We start from the raw sequence: 17,717 nt of genomic DNA on the forward strand, positions 1-17,717 counted from the left end.
TATGCTCAAACACGCTCAAGGATCATGGCAATGCCCTGACCCACACCGATGCACATCGTACACAGCGCGTAGCGCCCGCCGCGTCGGTGCAGTTCATTGCTCGCGGCCAGCGCCAGTCTGGCACCGCTCATGCCCAGCGGGTGGCCCAGCGCAATCGCGCCACCGTTCGGGTTGACGTGCGCGGCATCATCCGGCAGGCCCAGCTGACGCAGCACGCCCAGCGCCTGCGAGGCGAATGCTTCGTTAAGCTCGATCACGTCCATATCGTTGATGCTGAGTCCGGCGCGCTCCAGCACCTTGCGGGTAGCGGGTACCGGGCCAAGCCCCATCAGACGTGGCTCCACGCCTGCCGTCGCCATCGCCACGATCCGCGTGCGCGGGACTAACCCCTGCGCCAGCGCCATCTTCTCGCTGGCGACGATCAGCGCCGCAGCGCCGTCGTTGACGCCGGAGGCATTTCCCGCCGTAACCACCCCGTTCTTACGAAACGGCGTTTTCAGACCGGCGAGCTGCTCGAGCGTGGTGTCCGCGCGCGGGTGTTCATCCACGCAGAACTCAGTGACCGCCCCTTTTTTGCCCGGCACCTGTACCGGCACAATTTCCTGCGCCAGAATGCCGTTCTGCTGCGCCTGCGCGGTACGCTGCTGGCTGCGCAGCGCGAACGCGTCCTGATCGGCACGGCTGATATTTAACAATTCAGCTACATTCTCTGCCGTTTCCGGCATACTGTCAGTTCCGAATTGCTGATGCATGAGCGGATTCACAAATCGCCAGCCGATGGTGGTATCAAAGATCTCCGCCTGACGCTGAAACGCGGCGGTGGCTTTGCCCATCACAAACGGCGCGCGGGACATGGACTCCACGCCGCCCGCGATCAGCAGTTCGCCATCGCCCGCCTTAATGGCGCGCGCCGCAAAACCAATCGCGTCCAGCCCCGACCCGCACAGGCGGTTAATGGTGGTTCCGGACACCGTCTGCGGCAGCCCGGCGAGCAGGGACGACATGCGCGCCACGTTGCGGTTATCTTCCCCCGCCTGGTTGGCGCAGCCGAAGATCACATCATCGATCCGCTCAAGGTCAAGCTGGGGATAGCGGGCCAGCAGCGCGCGCAGCGGCACGGCGCCGAGATCGTCTGTTCGGACTGCGGCAAGCGCGCCGCCGTAGCGCCCCACCGGGGTTCGAACGCCATCACAAATAAATGCGTCACGCATCTGCCTCTCCTGTCACGCTGCCGCCGATGCGGTGAGATTTTCCGCGAAAAAGGGCGACGGTTTTCTGTTGTTGGTTCTGGATTTCAATGTCATACACGCCAGTGAGTTTGCCCTGATGCATCACCCGCGCGGTGGCGGTGAGCGTGTCCCCGGCAAAGCCCGGACGCAGAAAATCAATCGAGCAGCCAGAGGCTACCGCCGCCAGCCCCTGGCTGTTGCAGGCGTAGGCAAAGGCGGTGTCTGCCAGCGAAAAAAGCTGTCCGCCGTGGCAGGTTTGGTGGCCGTTAAGCATCTGCGGGGTGATGGTCATGGTCACCACCGCGTAGCCCTCGTCCATGGCGACAATGTCCATCCCCATCGCCTGCGCGCAGGCGTCCCGTTCGTACATCGCGCGGGCGTTATGCCAGGCGTTATGACTCATAGCTACTCTCCAGAAGCGCGCGCTGGCGCAGCAGTGAACAGGGGCGATAGCGCTCTTCGCCGTAATGACGCTGCAGGTTCTCCAGCAGCGTAAGCAGCCGCTGCCAGCCCAGCCGCTCGCCCCAGGCGATCGGCCCGCTCGGGTAGTTCACGCCCAGGCGCATGGCGGTATCGATGTCTTTCTCGCTGGCGACCCCTTTTTGCAGGGCATCCAGCGCTTCGTTGGCAATCATCGCCAGCGTGCGCCAGACCAGCAGGCCAGGATAATCGGCAATTTGCACCACCCGGTTACCCTGCTGCTGCAGGTAGCGGATGACCTTTTGCGTCGCGGTGTGCGGGTTGCTGGCGGCAGCTGCAATCACCGCCACATCGCGCTCAATGCGGTCCACTACCACCACCGCTCCGTTGAGCCGCAGCGCCAACGCCTGAGCGGTTTCCCCCTGCGTTTCAATAAGATACACATCATCAATCTCGGTGACACCGTCACGTCTCTTTTCCACGCGCATCGGGCTGTAGCTGTCGTTGACGGCTGGCACCCACCGCACCTCGGGTTTGTCACCCTGCCAGTCGTAGACGCCCTTCCCGCTCTTTTTGCCCAGCCTTCCTGCCAGCACCAGCTCCTGCTGGACCAGCGAAGGCAGAAAACGACGCTCCTGCCAGAAGGCGTTAAACACCGAGCAGGTCACCGCGAAATTCACGTCCTGACCAATCATGTCGGTCAGCTCCAGCGGCCCCATCGGGAAACCGCCGCCTTCGCGCAGGGCGGCATCAATCACCTCCGGCGGCGCGACCTGCTCTTCCAGCGCGCGCCAGGCTTCGGAATAGAACGGACGGGCAACGCGGTTGACGATGAACCCCGGCGTTGACTGGCAGCGAACGGGCTGTTTGCCCCAGTTCAGCGCCAGCTCGCACAGCGCGTCGGCTACTTCCGGAGAGGTCGCCAGCCCGCTGACCACCTCCACCAGCTTCATCACCGGCGCCGGGTTGAAGAAATGCAGCCCTGCGACCCGCTCCGGATGGTGGACGTCCGCCGCAATCGCCGTGACGGAGATGGAAGAGGTATTGCTGGTCAGCACCGTCTGCGGCGGGCAGATCTCAGCCAGCTGTGCAAACAGCGCCTTTTTCACCTCCAGACGCTCGGAGGCCGCTTCTATAACCAGATCGGCCGCGGAGAGCGCCTCGATATTCGTGACCGGAAGCAGCCGGGCAAGGATCTGACTCCCGGCATCGGCAGAGAGTTTTCCGCGCGTCACCCGGGAGGCCAGACGCTGGCGGATCCCGTCGATGGCGCGCGATATCGCATCGCTGGAGATATCGTAGATCAGCACCTGATGACCATGGCTGGCGGCGACTTCGGCAATCCCTGCGCCCATCGTGCCGCTGCCAATCACGGCGACAGTCCGTATGTTCAGCATCTTATTTCCCCGTAAAGTTCGGCGCGCGCTTCGCCAGGAAGGCGCTGACGCCCTCGCGGTAATCGTCGCTGCGCCCGGCCAGGCGCTGATAGTCGCGCTCCAGATCGAGCTGGGCGTCCAGGGTGTTGGTTTCTGCGGCGTTGATGGCCTGCTTGATCAGCCCCAGCCCGAAGGTCGGTTGAGAGGCAAAATGCAGCGCCATCTGCTGCGCCGTGGAGGAGAGCTGTTCGTCATCCACCACCTGCCAGATCATTCCCCACGCCTGCGCCTGTTCGGCGCTGAGTTTGTCACCGAGCAGCGCCAGCCCCATGGCGCGGGCGCGTCCGGCCACGCGCGGCAGCAGCCAGGTACCGCCGCAGTCCGGTACCAGCCCGAGCTTGCTGAAGGCCATCACGAAGTTGGCGGAGCGGGCAGCAATCACCATGTCGCAGCCTAATGCCAGCGTCGCACCCGCCCCCGCGGCCACGCCGTTAACCGCGCAAATGACCGGTTTCGGCAGCTTTGCCAGGCGGCGCACCAGCGGGTTATAGAAGGTTTCAACGGACATCCCCAGATCCGGCGCCGGGCCGTTGGGGTCAACGTTGCGGTCGTTCAGATCCTGACCGGCGCAAAAGCCGCGCCCCGCCCCGGTGATCAGCAGACAGCGGATTGCGTCATCACGTTCGGCCTGCTTCAGGCACTCGGCAAGCTGCTGGTGCATCACGTCGTTGAAGCTGTTCAGACGCTCCGGACGGTTCAGCGTAATGGTCATTACGCCCTGCTCAACATGACTGAGAATAAATTCCACAATTAGCGTCCTTTAAAGTCGGGGGTGCGTTTTTGTAAGAAGGCGTCGATGCCTTCCCGGCGGTCTTCGGTGGCAGACAGCAGCGTAAACAGCTGGCGCTCCTGGGCCAGACCGGCCTGGAGCGGCACCTCCTGAGACTGGCGCAGCGCCTGTTTCGCCGCCTGCAGCGCCAGCGGAGAGTGGCGCGCCATCAGCGCCGCCTGCTTCAGGGCATACTCCAGCGTCAGCGCTGGCGGGAAAACGTCGCTGACCAGCCCGGCGCTCAGCGCCTGCTGTGCGGAAATACTCTCGCCGGTCAGCACCATTTTGCTGGCAAGGGATTTACCGACGCTGCGGATAAGACGCTGGGTGCCGCCCGCGCCGGGCATAATGCCCAGCGTGATTTCCGGCAGGCCGAAACGGGCGTTATCGCCAGCAATGACCACGTCGCACAGCAGCGCCAGCTCGCAGCCTGCGCCCAGCGCGAAGCCGTTCACGGCGGCAATCAGCGGTTTGCTGAACGCGTTAATGCGCGCCCACAGCTGCGGGCGGATATCGTTCAGGGTGGCGGGCAGATCTTTTTCCGCCATTTCGTTGAGATCGGCCCCGGCGGCAAAGCAGCGCTCGCTGCCGTAAATCACGCAGACGGCGATGTCGGCATCTGCTGCGGCGTCCTCAAGCTGCTCAGCAAGCTGCGTTAACAGCGCATTGTTGAGGGCGTTGCGCGCCGCCGGACGGTTTAGCGTCAGCTGCAGCACGCGGCCATGACGGGTAATAATCAGTTCGCTCATGCCATCCCCTTCGCGTCGAAGTCGACAATCACGTCGGCGGTTAACGGCAGCGACTGGCAGCTCAGCACGTATCCGGCTGCCAGCTCGTCCGGCTCCAGGCTGTAGTTGGTCGCCATGTCCACCATCCCGCGCAGCACTTTGCATTTACAGGTGGCGCACACGCCGCCCTTGCAGGCATACGGCAGATCCGCCCCCTGACGCAGGGCGGCATCCAGGATGCTTTCGTCGTCCGCCGTCAGGGTGATTTCGCGGTCGCGCCCGTCCTGCCGCACGGTCACTTTCTGTCCTTCCGCCTGGACGTGCACCGCGCGTTTAGCGGTGGTTCCCGGGGTGTTAAAGCGCTCAAGGTGAATGGATTTGTCCGGCATCCCCAGCACCTTCAGCGTCGCTTCGGCGTCGTCCATCATCGCCGACGGGCCGCAGATAAACGCCTCGTCGTACTGGCGGAAGTTGATCAGGGTTTTCGCCAGCGCCTGCAGCTTTTCCCCGTCGATGCGGCCAAAGAGCAGATCGCTGTCCAGCCGCTCCTGGCTGAAGATTGAGACCAGCTGCAGCCGCTGCGTGTACTTGTCCTTCAGGTCCGCCAGCGCCTGGCGGAACATCATGCTCTGGCTGCTGCGGTTGCCGTAGATCAGGGTGAACTGGCTGTTGGGTTCGGTCGCCAGCGTCGCGGAGATAATCGCCAGCATCGGGGTGATCCCGGAGCCTGCCGCAATTGCCAGATAGTGGCCTTCACGTTCAGCCCGCGGCTGGTAGCCAAACTGCCCCTGAGGCACCATCACCTCCAGGGCCATACCCGCTTTGATCTCATCCCGTGCATAGCGGGAAAAGCGCCCGCCGTCGATGGCTTTGACCGCCACGCTGATCTCGCCCGGGGCGGTACTCCGGCAGATGGAGTAGCAGCGGCGCAGCTCGTCCCCGTCAAGCTTCGTTTTTAACGTCAGGTGCTGGCCGGGGCGGAAGCGGTAGGCGTCCTGCAGCGCCTGCGGCACCGCGAACGTGATGGTCACCGCGTCGCGGGTTTCGGGTTCCACTTTTGCCACTGTTAATGAATGAAACGTTGTCATGGCAGCCTCAAATACATTTGAAATAGTCGAAGGGCTCGCGGCAGGTGTTGCAGCGGTAGAGCGCTTTGCAGGCCGTCGAACCAAATTCACTGATAAGCGAGGTGTCGGTGCTGGCGCAGCGAGGGCAGCTCACCTCAGCCGGAACGTGCGCGTGGCAGCTATGCCCCACGGGCGGGCTGATGCCGTATGCCCGCAGGCGCTCGCGCGCGTCGGCGGTCATCCAGTCGGTGGTCCAGGCGGGTTCAAGCTGGAGCACAATGTGTACCGGAGTAAAGCCGTTCGCGGTCATCGCATCGCGGATCGCTCCCAGCAGGTGTTCCGTTGCCGGGCAGCCCGAGTAGGTTGGCGTGAAGCCAATGACCCAGCCTTCCCCCTGCGCCTTCACGCTGCGCACCATGCCTAAATCGGTGATGGTTAATACCGGCACTTCCGGATCGGGGATCTGGCTTAACAGCGACCAGATCTGCGGGATTTGCGCGGGCGCGATGTCGACGAGGCGTTGCATAGCGTTCTCCTTTACCACTGCTGACCGGGATACGCGCGCTGGAGGTACTGCATTTCCGCCAGCATCGGGCCCAGATGTTCGGTATGCAGCCCCCTCTTGCCCCCGGTGCGGTACGCCACCTCTGCAGGAACCTGCAGGCAGGCTTCATTGAGACCGGCAAAGACTTCGCTTTCCCACGGCTGGCGCAGGACCCGCGGGTCAACCGCCACGCCGGATTCAATCAGGGCCAGCTCGACGTCATCGGCTTCAAACAGCTCCGCCGTAAAACGCCACAGATTGTCGATAGCCTGCTGCATTTTTTGCGCGGACGTTTCGGTCCCGTCGCCCAGACGCACCAGCCAGCCGCGGCTGAAGCGCAGGTGGTAGCGCGCCTCTTTAATCGCTTTGGCGGCAATGGCGGCAAGCTGGCCGTCGCTGCTTTGGGTCAGGCGCTCGTACAGCGCCACGTTCCAGGCATCCATCAGGTACTGGCGGGCAATGGTGTCGGCGAAGCTGCCGTTCGGCTGCTCGACCAGCAGAACGTTGCGGAACTGGCGCTCGTCGCGGCCAAACGCCAGCGTGTCTTCATCGCCCTGGCCTTCCCGCTCCGCGGCATAGGTCAGAAAATTGCGCGCCTGGCCCAGCAGGTCGAGACCGATATTGGCGAGCGCGAGGTCAATTTCCAGCTCCGGCGCGTGGCCGCACCAGGCGCCGAGGCGCTGGGAAAGCACCAGACCGTTGTCGCCCAGACGCAGGGCATAGGCAGTCACTGAATTCATTCTTTGCCTCACATATGCTCGATGCCGTCGGGGATGGTGTAGAACGTCGGATGGCGGTAAACCTTGCTTTCCGCCGGGTCGAAGAACTCGCCGCTCTCTTCCGGCTGGGAGGCGACAATCTCGCTCGCCTTAACCACCCAGATAGAACACCCTTCGCTGCGGCGGGTGTAGGCGTCGCGCGCATTTTCCAGCGCCATGCGATCGTCGGCGGCATGCAGACTGCCCACGTGACGGTGGGATAACCCTTGTTTGCTGCGTACGAACACTTCGTACAGCGGCCAGTAGACGTTGCTCATCGTGATTCCTCTTAAGCCACTTTGCGGGCGTGTTGTTTTTCCGCGTGCGCCAGTGCGGCTTCGCGCACCCACGCCCCCTCTTCCCAGGCTTTACGTTTGGCGGCCAGGCGTTCGTGGTTACAGATGCCGCGCCCGTTAATGACCTCGTCAAACTCCTGCCAGTCGATCTCGCCGAAGCGATAATGACCGCTCTCTTCATCCAAACGCAGGTCGGGATCCGGCACCGTCATGCCCAGCATCTCCACCTGCGGCACCGTATTGTCGACAAAGCGCTGGCGAAGTTCGTCATTGCCGAAACGTTTGATTTTCCAGGCCAGACTGCGGGCGCTGTTCGGCGAGTTGTCGTCGTTCGGCCCGAACATCATCAGCGCGGGCCACCAGAAACGGTTGATGGCGTCCTGCAGCATCTGGCGCTGGGCCTCGCTGCCCTGCGCCAGCGCCATGCAGGCCTCAAAGCCCTGGCGCTGGTGGAAGCTCTCTTCTTTACAGATTTTCACCATCGCGCGGGCATACGGACCGTAGGAGGTCCGGCACAGCGCCACCTGGTTGACGACAGCGGCGCCGTCCACCAGCCAGCCGATCACGCCGATATCGGCCCAGCTCAGGGTCGGATAGTTGAAGATGGAGGAGTATTTCATCCTGCCGTCGAGCATCTTCTGGTAGATGTCTTCCCGCGCGCAGCCCAGCGTTTCCGCCGCGCTGTAGAGGTAGAGCCCGTGCCCGGCTTCGTCCTGCACTTTCGCCAGCAGGATCGCTTTTCGGCGCAGCGTCGGCGCGCGGGCGATCCAGTTCCCCTCCGGCAGCATGCCGACAATTTCGGAGTGCGCATGCTGACCAATCTGACGGATCAACGTCTTACGGTAGGCGTCAGGCATCCAGTCCTGAGGCTCAATCGCCGTCTCCTGCGCTATGCGCTGCTCAAACCGTTGTTCTTGCGTCACGTCATCACCTTTATGATTCGTTAGTTTGCAAATTAAAGCGTAATGTTGAATCACTTTGTTTTTTAAAAGTTACACAAAGGTTAAATACAACCCCAAGAATTGTTTCCTGGTTTTGTGATGTTGCTCGCAAGGCTTTTGCTGCGCGCCCTCTGAACAGTCGCTTTGCGCGCTGCAATTCATCAGACCGGATCACAATGTTAACAATTCATTAAAACTCAGCTTGATTTTTATGATTCATGATTAAACTATTAATGAGTAAATTACGTAACATTTGGAGATAAGCGATGCAGCAGTTAGCCAGCTTCGTGTCCGGTACCTGGCAGTCTGGCCGGGGCCGCGAACGCACTATTCATCATGCCATCAGTGGCGAAGCGCTGTGGAGCGTGACCAGCGAAGGGCTGGACATGGCGGCCGCCCGTCGCTATGCGATTGAGCGCGGCGGCGAAGCGCTTCACGAGATGACCTTTATCGAACGTGCGGCCATGCTGAAGGCGGTGGCAAAGCACCTGCTTAGCGAGAAAGAGACGTTTTATGCCCTGTCGGCCCAGACGGGCGCGACGAAGGCGGACAGCTGGGTAGATATTGAAGGCGGCATCGGCACCCTCTTCACTTACGCCAGCCTGGGCAGCCGCGAGCTGCCGGATGACACGCTGTGGCCGGAAGACGAGTTAATCCCGCTGTCGAAAGAAGGCGGCTTTGCGGCGCGCCACGTCCTGACCTCAAAATCCGGGGTGGCGGTGCACATCAACGCCTTTAACTTCCCCTGCTGGGGGATGCTGGAAAAGCTGGCGCCGACCTGGCTTGCCGGGATGCCCGCCATCATTAAACCCGCTACCGCGACCGCGCAGGTGACGCAGGCGATGGTGAAATCCATCGTGGACAGCGGGCTGGTGCCGGACGGTGCCATCAGCCTGATCTGCGGCGGCGCGGGGGACCTCCTCGACCAACTCGACAGCCAGGACGTGGTGACCTTTACCGGCTCCGCCAGCACCGGGCAAAGCCTGCGCGTGCACCCGAATATCGTGGCGAATTCGATTCCGTTCACTATGGAAGCCGACTCCCTGAACTGCTGCGTGCTGGGGGAAGACGTCACGCCTGAACAGCCGGAATTTGCCCTGTTCATCCGGGAAGTGGTCCGCGAGATGACCGCTAAGGCCGGGCAAAAATGTACGGCCATTCGCCGCATTATCGTCCCGCAAAACCAGATTGACGCGGTGGGCCAGGCGCTGATTGCTCGCCTGGAAAAGGTGGTGGTGGGCGACCCGGCGCAGGAAGGAGTGAAAATGGGGGCGCTGGTCAACGCCGAACAGCGCGCGGACGTGCAGGAGAAGGTGGAGCAACTGATCGCCGCAGGCTGCCAGATCCGTCTGGGCGGCAAAGCGGATCTGCAGGCCGCGGGCGCGTTCTTCCCGCCGACCCTGCTGTTCTGCCCGCAGCCGGACGAAACCCCGGCGGTGCACTCAACCGAAGCCTTCGGCCCGGTTGCGACGCTGATGCCGTATCGCAATGCACGCCACGCGATGCAGCTTGCCCGCGCGGGCGGCGGCAGCCTGGCGGGTACGCTGGTCACCGCAGACCTGGCCATTGCCCGCCAGTTTATTGCCGGTGCGGCGCGCGCCCACGGGCGCATTCAGATCCTTAACGAGGAATCATCCAAAGAGTCTACCGGCCACGGCTCCCCGCTTCCTCAGCTGGTGCACGGTGGCCCGGGCCGCGCGGGCGGCGGCGAAGAGCTGGGCGGCCTGCGCGCGGTGAAGCACTACCTGCAGCGCACCGCGATTCAGGGCAGCCCGTCGATGCTGGCCGCCATTGGCAAACAGTGGGTGCGTGGCGCAACGGTGCAGGAAGATCGCGTGCATCCGTTCCGCAAATACTTTGAGGAGCTACAGCCGGGCGACAGCCTGCTGACGCCGCGCCGCACCCTCACGGAAGCTGACATTGTGAACTTTGCCTGCCTGAGCGGGGACCATTTCTATGCCCATATGGACAAGATCGGCGCGGCAGAGTCGATCTTTGGCGAGCGCGTGGTGCACGGCTACTTCCTGATCTCCGCCGCGGCGGGACTGTTTGTTGATGCGGGCGTCGGGCCTGTCATTGCTAACTACGGCATGGAGAACCTGCGCTTTATCGAGCCGGTTAAGCCGGGAGATACCATTCAGGTGCGTCTGACCTGCAAACGTAAAACGCTGAAGAAACAGCGTACCGCGGAGGAAAAACCGACCGGCGTGGTGGAATGGGCGGTTGAGATCTTCAACCAGCACCAGCAGGCCGTGGCGCTCTACTCCATTCTGACGCTGGTGGCGCGCCAGCAGGGTGATTTCAGCTAAGTTTCCCCCTCACCCTGACCCTCTCCCCAAAGGGAGAGGAATCCCAGTAATTTTTTAACTGTAAGCGATAAATGTTGCTTCAGGAAAATGAATGGCTTACAGCGATGCCCTGGTCCGGCTGTAAATCGCCGAGGCGTTTCCGTAAGGCCGGGGCGAGGCGCAGGGATGCGCCGAGAGGGCGTGGCCTGCAGGGATGCAGGCTCATGCCCGACCCGATAGCCTGAAGGAATAAGCTGAGGGCACCGCGAAGCGGCGATTTACCGCCGGGAGCCCGGGTCGCCAGGGTGGTGGCGACTGAGCCACCCTGGCACGTTCACCGGTCATGTCGTTACAGAGTAGCAAGGAACATAAAGTGAGCGGAATGACAATCACAGCCGTATGTTCCCCCTCACCCCAGCCCTCTCCCTCAAGGGAGAGGAGGCTGCCTGTGCTGACATCATTTGTGGGGTTCCCTCAGCCACAATGGGGAGAATAATTGGCCCAGCATGTGATTTATCCCCGCTCTTTTTTTAACCTGGCAAGACTGGCAAATAACCTGGCAGATGCAGGCAAACGCTTTTCTCATGGGCCTGTCAGGATAAGGCTGTCACAACACAATAAACACAACAAGATGAGGTCTACGATGGGAAGCAATTCTTCTTTTTCTGCCCGTAGAACGGCGCTGGCCATGGCCGTTGCGCTGTGTTGCGCCTGGCAATCCCCTGTTTTCGCCCACGGCAGTGAGGCGCATATGGTCCCGATGGACAAAACGCTGCAGGACTTTGGCGCGGACGTTCAGTGGGATGATTACGCACAGATGTTCACCATTGCGAAAGACGGTGCCTTTGTGAAGGTCAAACCGGGCGCAAAAACCGCCATCGTCAACGGTAAAATTCTCAGGCTTGAGGTGCCGGTGGTGATGAAAGGCAAGAAAGCCTTTATTTCCGATACCTTCATCAACGACGTTTTCCAGTCCGGCCTTGACCAGACCTTCCAGGTAGAAAAACGCCCTCACCCGTTAAACGCGCTAACGGCGGACGAAATTAAGCAAGCCGTTGAGATTGTGAAAGCCTCGGCGGACTTTAAACCGAATACCCGCTTTACCCAGATCGCTCTTGCCGAGCCAGAGAAAGCCAAAGTGTGGGACTTTGTGCTTAACGGTACGGCAGTGGATGCCCCTCGCCAGGCGAAGATCGTCATGCTCGATGGGAAGCACGTTATCGAAAGCGTGGTGGACCTGAAGGATAAAAAAATCCTGCGCTGGGAACCGGTGAAAGACGCGCACGGCATGGTGCTGCTGGATGATTTCACCGCGGTTCAGCAGATTATCAACGAGAGCACAGAGTTTGCCGAGGTGCTTAAAAAGCACGGCATCACCGACCCGAAAAAAGTGGTTACCACACCGCTGACCGTCGGCTATTTCGACGGTAAAGACGGCCTGAAGCAGGAAGATCGCCTGCTGAAGGTGGTGAGCTATCTGGATGTCGGCGACGGCAACTACTGGGCGCACCCGATTGAAAACCTGGTGGCCGTGGTCGATCTTGAACAGAAAAAGATCCAGAAGATTGAAGAAGGCGCCGTTGTTCCGGTTCCCATTACCCCGCGTCCCTATGATGGCCGCGACCGCGTTGAGACGCCGAAAAAACCGCTCAACATCACTGAGCCGGAAGGCAAGAACTACACCATCACCGGCGATATGGTGCACTGGCAGAACTGGGATTTCCACCTGAGCCTGGACTCCCGCGTCGGCCCGATGATTTCAACCGTCACGTATAACGACAACGGCAAAAAGCGCCAGGTGATGTATCAGGGGTCGCTCGGAGGCATGATCGTCCCTTACGGCGATCCGGACGTGGGCTGGTACTTTAAAGCCTATCTCGACTCCGGCGACTACGGCATGGGCACCCTGACCTCACCGCTGGTACGCGGTAAAGACGTGCCGTCCAACGCCGTGATGCTCAATGAAACCATCCCGGATTACACCGGCGCGCCGATGGAGATCCCGCGCGCGATCGCCATTTTCGAACGCTACGCGGGGCCGGAATATAAACATCAGGAGATGGGCCAGCCAAACGTCAGCGCCGAGCGCCGCGAGCTGGTGGTGCGCTGGGTGAGTACCGTGGGCAATTACGATTACATCTTCGACTGGGTGTTCCATGAAAATGGCACCATCGGCATTGATGCCGGCGCGACGGGTATCGAAGCGGTGAAAGGCGTTCAGGCGAAAACCATGCACGACGCCACCGCCAAAGACGACACAAAATACGGCACGCTGATCGACCATAATATCGTGGGCACCACGCACCAGCACATCTACAACTTCCGTCTTGATATGGACGTGGACGGCATCAACAACAAGCTGGTGGCCATGGATCCGGAAGTGAAGCCGAATACCGCCGGTGGCCCGCGCACCAGCACCATGCAGATCAATCAGTACGATATTGATACCGAGCAGCAGGCGGCGCAGAAATTCGACCCGGGCACCATTCGGCTGCTGAGCAACACAAGTAAAGAGAACCGCATGGGCAACCCGGTCTCATACCAGATTATCCCTTACGCGGGCGGTACGCATCCGGTAGCAACCGGCGCGAAATTTGCCCCGGATGAGTGGATCTACCATCGCCTGAGCTTTATGGACAAGCAGCTTTGGGTGACCCGTTACCACCCGGATGAGCTCTACCCGGAAGGCAAATTCCCGAACCGCTCCATCCACGACACGGGCCTGGGGCAGTACAGCAAGGATAACGAATCGCTCAACGGTCAGGATGACGTGGTCTGGATGACCACCGGCACTACCCACGTCGCCCGCGCGGAGGAGTGGCCGATCATGCCGACGGAATGGGTGCATACCCTGCTTAAACCGTGGAACTTCTTCGACGAGACGCCAACGCTCGGGAAAAAGAAAGACGATCAGAAATAAATAACGCACCGGGCGCAATGCCCGGTTTTTCATCCATTTACTTGCTGAATACCTCTCCCCGATTATAGTTATTTCTACCTCGTTTATTTCCCTTGCATTTCTTTAACCACTTTCAGCCAGGACACGAAGTTTCCACGAACGACGTAATACACCACTGAGAGGTTAGGATGAAATTCAATTTGATCGTCAGGAGTCTTGCTCTGGCTGGACTTGTTATTTCCATCAGCTCCGCATATGCCGCAGAAGCCCCGAAGGACGCCACCGCCGCAACGCAACAAGCCAATAACGCCCTGTTTAATCAGCTTCCTTTCTCCGACAACACCGATTTTACGGACGCCCATAAAGGCTTTATTGCCCCTATTCCTCAGGAAATTATCAAAGGGGAACAAGGCAATGTTATCTGGGATCCACAGCAGTATTCGTTTATTAAAGAAGGCGATAAAGCACCGGATTCCGTTAATCCAAGCTTATGGCGTCAATCTCAGCTGATTAATATTAGCGGCCTGTTTGAAGTGACCGACGGCGTATATCAGATCCGAAATCTTGATCTGTCAAATATGACCATCATTGAAGGAAAAGAAGGTATTACCGTGGTTGACCCGCTGGTGTCGGCAGAAACGGCGAAGGTCGGGATGAATCTCTATTTTAAAAATCGCGGCAAGAAGCCTGTCGTCGCCATTATTTATACCCACAGTCACGTCGACCACTATGGCGGCGTGCGCGGCGTAGTGGATGAAGCCGACGTGAAGTCCGGCAAAGTGAAGGTCTACGCGCCTGCCGGGTTTATGGAAGCAGCCGTTGCCGAGAATATCATGGCGGGTAACGTGATGAGCCGCCGCGCCAGCTATATGTATGGCAACCTGCTGAAGCCAGATGCCAAAGGTCAGGTGGGTGCCGGTCTTGGAACAACGACCTCCGCCGGGACGGTCACGCTGATTGCCCCGACCAATATCATTGAGAAAGACGGGCAAAAAGAGGTTATCGACGGCCTGACCTATGATTTTATGCTCGCACCGGGATCCGAAGCGCCGTCCGAAATGCTCTGGTATATCGAAGAGAAAAAGCTGATTGAATCCGCTGAGGACGTGACCCATACCCTGCACAACACCTACTCGCTGCGCGGTGCCAAAATCCGCGAGCCGCTGCCGTGGTCGAAATACATCAACCAGGCGATTGTGCGCTGGGGTGATAAGGCCGAAATCATCATGGCGCAGCACCACTGGCCGACCTGGGGCAACGAAAACGTGGTCAAGCTGCTGAAAAGCCAGCGTGACCTCTATCGTTACATCAACGACCAGACGCTGCGAATGGCGAACGAAGGGCTGACGCGCGACGAAATCGCCGCGAACTTCAAGCTCCCGGATTCACTGGCGCATACCTGGGCCAACCGCGGCTATTACGGCTCGGTGAGCCATGACGTAAAAGCCACCTATGTGCTGTATCTGGGCTGGTTTGACGGCAACCCGGCGACGCTGGATGAACTGCCGCCTGAAGAAGCCGCGAAGAAATTCGTGGAGTATATGGGCGGCGCGGATGCCATCCTCAACAAGGCGAAAACCGACTTCGACCAGGGGAACTACCGTTGGGTGGCGCAGGTGGTAAGCAAAGTGGTCTTTGCCGATCCCAACAACCAGGCGGCACGTAACCTGGAAGCGGATGCGCTGGAACAGCTTGGCTATCAGGCTGAGTCCGGTCCGTGGCGTAACTTCTACCTGACCGGCGCGCAGGAGCTGCGTAACGGCGTGGTGAAAGGTCCAACGCCGAATACCGCAAGCCCGGATACGGTGCGCGCGATGACGCCGGAGATGTTCTTTGACTATCTGGCTGTCCATATCAACGGACAAAAAGCGGGTGACGCAAAATCGGTGTTTAACATCGACCTGGGCAGCGATGGCGGGAAATACAAACTCGAGCTGGAAAACGGCGTGCTTAACCACACGGCAAACGCTGAAGCAAAAGAGGCGGACGCTACGCTGACGCTTAACCGTGACACCCTGAATAAAATCATTCTCAAGGAGGTTACGCTGAAACAGGCCCAGGACAGCGGAAATATTAAAATTACTGGCGACAGCGCGAAACTTGATGCCATGCTTAGCTATATGGACAAGTTTGATTTCTGGTTTAACATTGTGACACCGTAACGGTGCACGCAAAGGGCGGTTCGTCCGCCCTTTCCTGCTTCACGTGTTAGCCAGACAGGGTAAAAAGCGTCAATGGAAAAAAGAAAAAAACCGACACTTGAACGGGCAACCTGGCCAACGCGCCATGCCATGGTCATGCACGGGCTGGCGATGAACCTGCCGTGGCTGGCCTTCGTCAATATCAGCTTCGCGGTGATGATTCTGCTGCGACACGTCCTGCTTAAGGCCAGCGATCCCCTTTACCCCCACTCGCCGCAGCTGACGAGAATTGTCGATGCCTCCATGCTCGGCATTATCATCCTCTCCGCAGCGCTGATCCTCATGGCCTGGCGGCGCATCGCCGGTATCAGCGTGGTGCTGTTTATCTGCAGCGCCATCTGGTCGGTCTCCTGCTTCTGGTTTATCACCCAGCTGCTGCTCCCGCACGTCTGGCCGCTGTGCGTTATTTTATTACTCGCCGGCTTAACGGCGCTCTATTTTTACCCTGAAGGGTTACTCGCCTTTGTGCTCCCGCTCTGGATCACCCTGCCGATAGCAAGCTGGATGCGGAACGATGGCCTCAACCTTCACTTCGTCGTCATCTGGAGCGTGTTTTCGCTGATCCTGATCTGCGGGCGTTTCATCCTGTTGAGCTGGTTTGACGAGGCCTGGCGACGTAACCAGCAAAATCAGCTGCTGATCTCCAGACTGGATGCATTGGCTCATCAGGATCCGTTAACCAAAACCGCCAATCGCCGGAAAATGGAAGTGGTGCTGGAGAACGCGGTTGAGCAGAAAAAAACCTTCTCGGTGATTATGCTGGATATCGACTATTTCAAACGCTACAACGACACCTACGGGCACCAGGCGGGTGACGACTGCCTGACGCGCGTGGCGCGGGTGCTGAAGCAGTCGGTGCGAACGCCTGACGATGTGGTGTCACGCTACGGCGGCGAAGAGTTCGTGGTGATCCTGTTTAATTGCCCGGAAAACATCGCTGAAAAGGTGGCCCTACGCATTCAGGACGGCCTGCGCGCGGAGTCCATACCGCACAGCGCCTCAACCGTTAGCGACCATGTCACCGTGAGCATGGGGATTGCGAGCATGGCGGAAGGGTTAGCGGGCACAGAGATCATCGCCCGCGCCGATGCGGCGCTGTATCGGGCGAAGGAGGCCGGGCGGGATCGAGCATGCCGCTGAGAACGGCGGCTATTCCGCATGACGCCCGGCAATCCACTTGCGATACTGGCCGGGCGACATTCCCGTCACGCCAGTAAATGCGCGCCTGAACGCCGTGTCGTCAGCGTAACCGCAATCGCCAGCAATCTGCGCTATGACGTACCCCGGCAGCTCCAGGAGACGCATCGCCTTTTCAATGCGCATGCGCGTCAAAAAGTTTTTAGGGCTTTCATTCATCTCCTCCGCCATTTTTCGGTGAAGGGTACGAGTGGTCATATTCAGCGCCCGGGCAAGCTGCTCTACGGTAATCGCCGGATTTTCATACCGAACGATATGTTCCGCTTTCATTATCATCGGATGTACCGAATTTAAAAAACCAGCCGGCGCGTAAACCTGCTGAGACAACGGCTGACTGTCAGCCACGGCCATGTCGGCCGTCAGACGCGCCAGCTTCTGCCCCGCGTGCAGGCGGATGATATGCAGCACCAGGTCAACCCACGAGAGCGGGCCGCCGGAGGTGATAACCCGCGCGTCCTGCACCAGCGCTTTACCCCAGACGGGTTTGCTGAGCGGGTAACGCTGGCGGAAAGTATGGTAAAGCCACCAGGTCGTCGTGCATGCCCGCCCATTGAGTACCCCCGACTCGGCGAGAACCAACCCACCGGCACAGGCTCCCGCAAGCATCGCGCCTTTATCATACTGGCCGCGCAGCCATGCGCCAGCCTCGTGGACCGCCGCCAGCGAGACCGGGCGTTTCTGCTCGTCAAGCTTCATCCCGCAGGCAATCACGAGGTCGAAGGTTCCCCCGGTGACAAAGCTCCCATCGGTCTCGATCAGCCGACCCTGCGCGTCCGGGACCGGCTTTCCTTCCGCCGTGATGATGACCGCCTCAAATGGCGATATGCCCTCGCCGTCCGGTTGCTGGGCAATCACCTCGTTAGCCAGCCAGAACATGTCGCAGAGCCCAGCCACGGCGGATTTCATACTTCCGGGTAACGCTAAAATGCCAATTCTCATGATTC

Annotated in this window: 15 protein-coding genes; 4 read left to right on the forward strand and 11 right to left on the reverse strand. The window is 59.9% G+C overall.

Annotated features, from left to right (window positions below):
• Window positions 1-5: 5 nt before the first annotated feature.
• Genes pcaF through paaA form a run of 10 tightly spaced genes read right to left on the reverse strand, consistent with a single transcriptional unit; the run spans window position 6 to window position 8,170 of the window.
• Complete coding sequence (pcaF, locus tag P346_RS18675; RefSeq protein WP_032657408.1) at window positions 6-1,211, reverse strand: 3-oxoadipyl-CoA thiolase; 1,206 nt, start codon at window positions 1,209-1,211, stop codon at window positions 6-8.
• Window positions 1,204-1,632, reverse strand: coding sequence for a hydroxyphenylacetyl-CoA thioesterase PaaI (gene paaI, locus P346_RS18670; RefSeq protein WP_032657412.1), 429 nt, complete (start codon window positions 1,630-1,632; stop codon window positions 1,204-1,206). Before paaI ends, pcaF begins: the two co-directional genes overlap by 8 nt.
• Entirely contained in the window at window positions 1,622-3,046 is a 1,425-nt protein-coding gene (gene paaH / locus P346_RS18665; protein WP_032657414.1) for a 3-hydroxyacyl-CoA dehydrogenase PaaH, read from the reverse strand. Before paaH ends, paaI begins: the two co-directional genes overlap by 11 nt.
• Window position 3,047: 1 nt before the next feature.
• Window positions 3,048-3,836 carry a 2-(1,2-epoxy-1,2-dihydrophenyl)acetyl-CoA isomerase PaaG gene (gene paaG / locus P346_RS18660; protein WP_152537841.1) on the reverse strand — a complete coding sequence of 263 codons (789 nt, stop codon included), beginning with the start codon at window positions 3,834-3,836 and terminating at the stop codon, window positions 3,048-3,050.
• Window positions 3,836-4,603 carry a 2,3-dehydroadipyl-CoA hydratase PaaF gene (gene paaF, locus P346_RS18655; protein ID WP_032657419.1) on the reverse strand — a complete coding sequence of 256 codons (768 nt, stop codon included), beginning with the start codon at window positions 4,601-4,603 and terminating at the stop codon, window positions 3,836-3,838. The genes paaG and paaF overlap by 1 nt, the downstream gene beginning before the upstream one ends.
• Entirely contained in the window at window positions 4,600-5,670 is a 1,071-nt protein-coding gene (gene paaE / locus P346_RS18650; RefSeq protein ID WP_032657422.1) for a 1,2-phenylacetyl-CoA epoxidase subunit PaaE, read from the reverse strand. Before paaE ends, paaF begins: the two co-directional genes overlap by 4 nt.
• A gap of 7 nt (window positions 5,671-5,677) precedes the next feature.
• Entirely contained in the window at window positions 5,678-6,175 is a 498-nt protein-coding gene (gene paaD, locus P346_RS18645) for a 1,2-phenylacetyl-CoA epoxidase subunit PaaD (protein ID WP_032657425.1), read from the reverse strand.
• Between the two features lie 11 nt (window positions 6,176-6,186).
• Window positions 6,187-6,933 carry a 1,2-phenylacetyl-CoA epoxidase subunit PaaC gene (paaC, locus tag P346_RS18640; RefSeq protein WP_032657428.1) on the reverse strand — a complete coding sequence of 249 codons (747 nt, stop codon included), beginning with the start codon at window positions 6,931-6,933 and terminating at the stop codon, window positions 6,187-6,189.
• An 8-nt stretch (window positions 6,934-6,941) separates the two neighbouring features.
• Window positions 6,942-7,229 carry a 1,2-phenylacetyl-CoA epoxidase subunit PaaB gene (gene paaB / locus P346_RS18635; protein WP_003857353.1) on the reverse strand — a complete coding sequence of 96 codons (288 nt, stop codon included), beginning with the start codon at window positions 7,227-7,229 and terminating at the stop codon, window positions 6,942-6,944.
• A gap of 11 nt (window positions 7,230-7,240) precedes the next feature.
• The gene (gene paaA / locus P346_RS18630) at window positions 7,241-8,170 is read right to left on the reverse strand and encodes a 1,2-phenylacetyl-CoA epoxidase subunit PaaA (RefSeq protein WP_032657430.1); all 930 of its coding nucleotides are present in this window, start codon (window positions 8,168-8,170) and stop codon (window positions 7,241-7,243) included.
• 284 nt (window positions 8,171-8,454) lie between these two features.
• Here paaA and paaZ point away from each other — a divergent pair, with 284 nt between their 5' ends.
• The 4 genes from paaZ (at window position 8,455) to P346_RS18610 (ending at window position 16,716) form a co-directional block, all read left to right on the forward strand.
• Window positions 8,455-10,497 (forward strand): phenylacetic acid degradation bifunctional protein PaaZ, encoded by a 2,043-nt coding sequence (paaZ, locus tag P346_RS18625; RefSeq protein WP_032657433.1) that lies wholly within the window; start codon window positions 8,455-8,457, stop codon window positions 10,495-10,497.
• Between the two features lie 622 nt (window positions 10,498-11,119).
• Window positions 11,120-13,396, forward strand: coding sequence for a primary-amine oxidase (gene tynA / locus P346_RS18620; protein ID WP_032657436.1), 2,277 nt, complete (start codon window positions 11,120-11,122; stop codon window positions 13,394-13,396).
• 167 nt (window positions 13,397-13,563) lie between these two features.
• A complete protein-coding gene (locus P346_RS18615; RefSeq protein WP_032657439.1) occupies window positions 13,564-15,537 on the forward strand; it encodes an alkyl/aryl-sulfatase in 1,974 nt (657 codons plus the stop codon).
• A 72-nt stretch (window positions 15,538-15,609) separates the two neighbouring features.
• The gene (locus tag P346_RS18610; protein WP_032657442.1) at window positions 15,610-16,716 is read left to right on the forward strand and encodes a GGDEF domain-containing protein; all 1,107 of its coding nucleotides are present in this window, start codon (window positions 15,610-15,612) and stop codon (window positions 16,714-16,716) included.
• Window positions 16,717-16,725: 9 nt separating this feature from the next.
• Here the strand turns inward: P346_RS18610 and P346_RS18605 are convergent, their stop codons facing one another.
• Complete coding sequence (locus P346_RS18605; protein WP_338010679.1) at window positions 16,726-17,667, reverse strand: GlxA family transcriptional regulator; 942 nt, start codon at window positions 17,665-17,667, stop codon at window positions 16,726-16,728.
• Window positions 17,668-17,717 lie beyond the last annotated feature (50 nt).

It is taken from the genome of Enterobacter sp. DC1 (assembly GCF_000568075.1).
GTDB classification, from domain to species: domain Bacteria; phylum Pseudomonadota; class Gammaproteobacteria; order Enterobacterales; family Enterobacteriaceae; genus Enterobacter; species Enterobacter asburiae.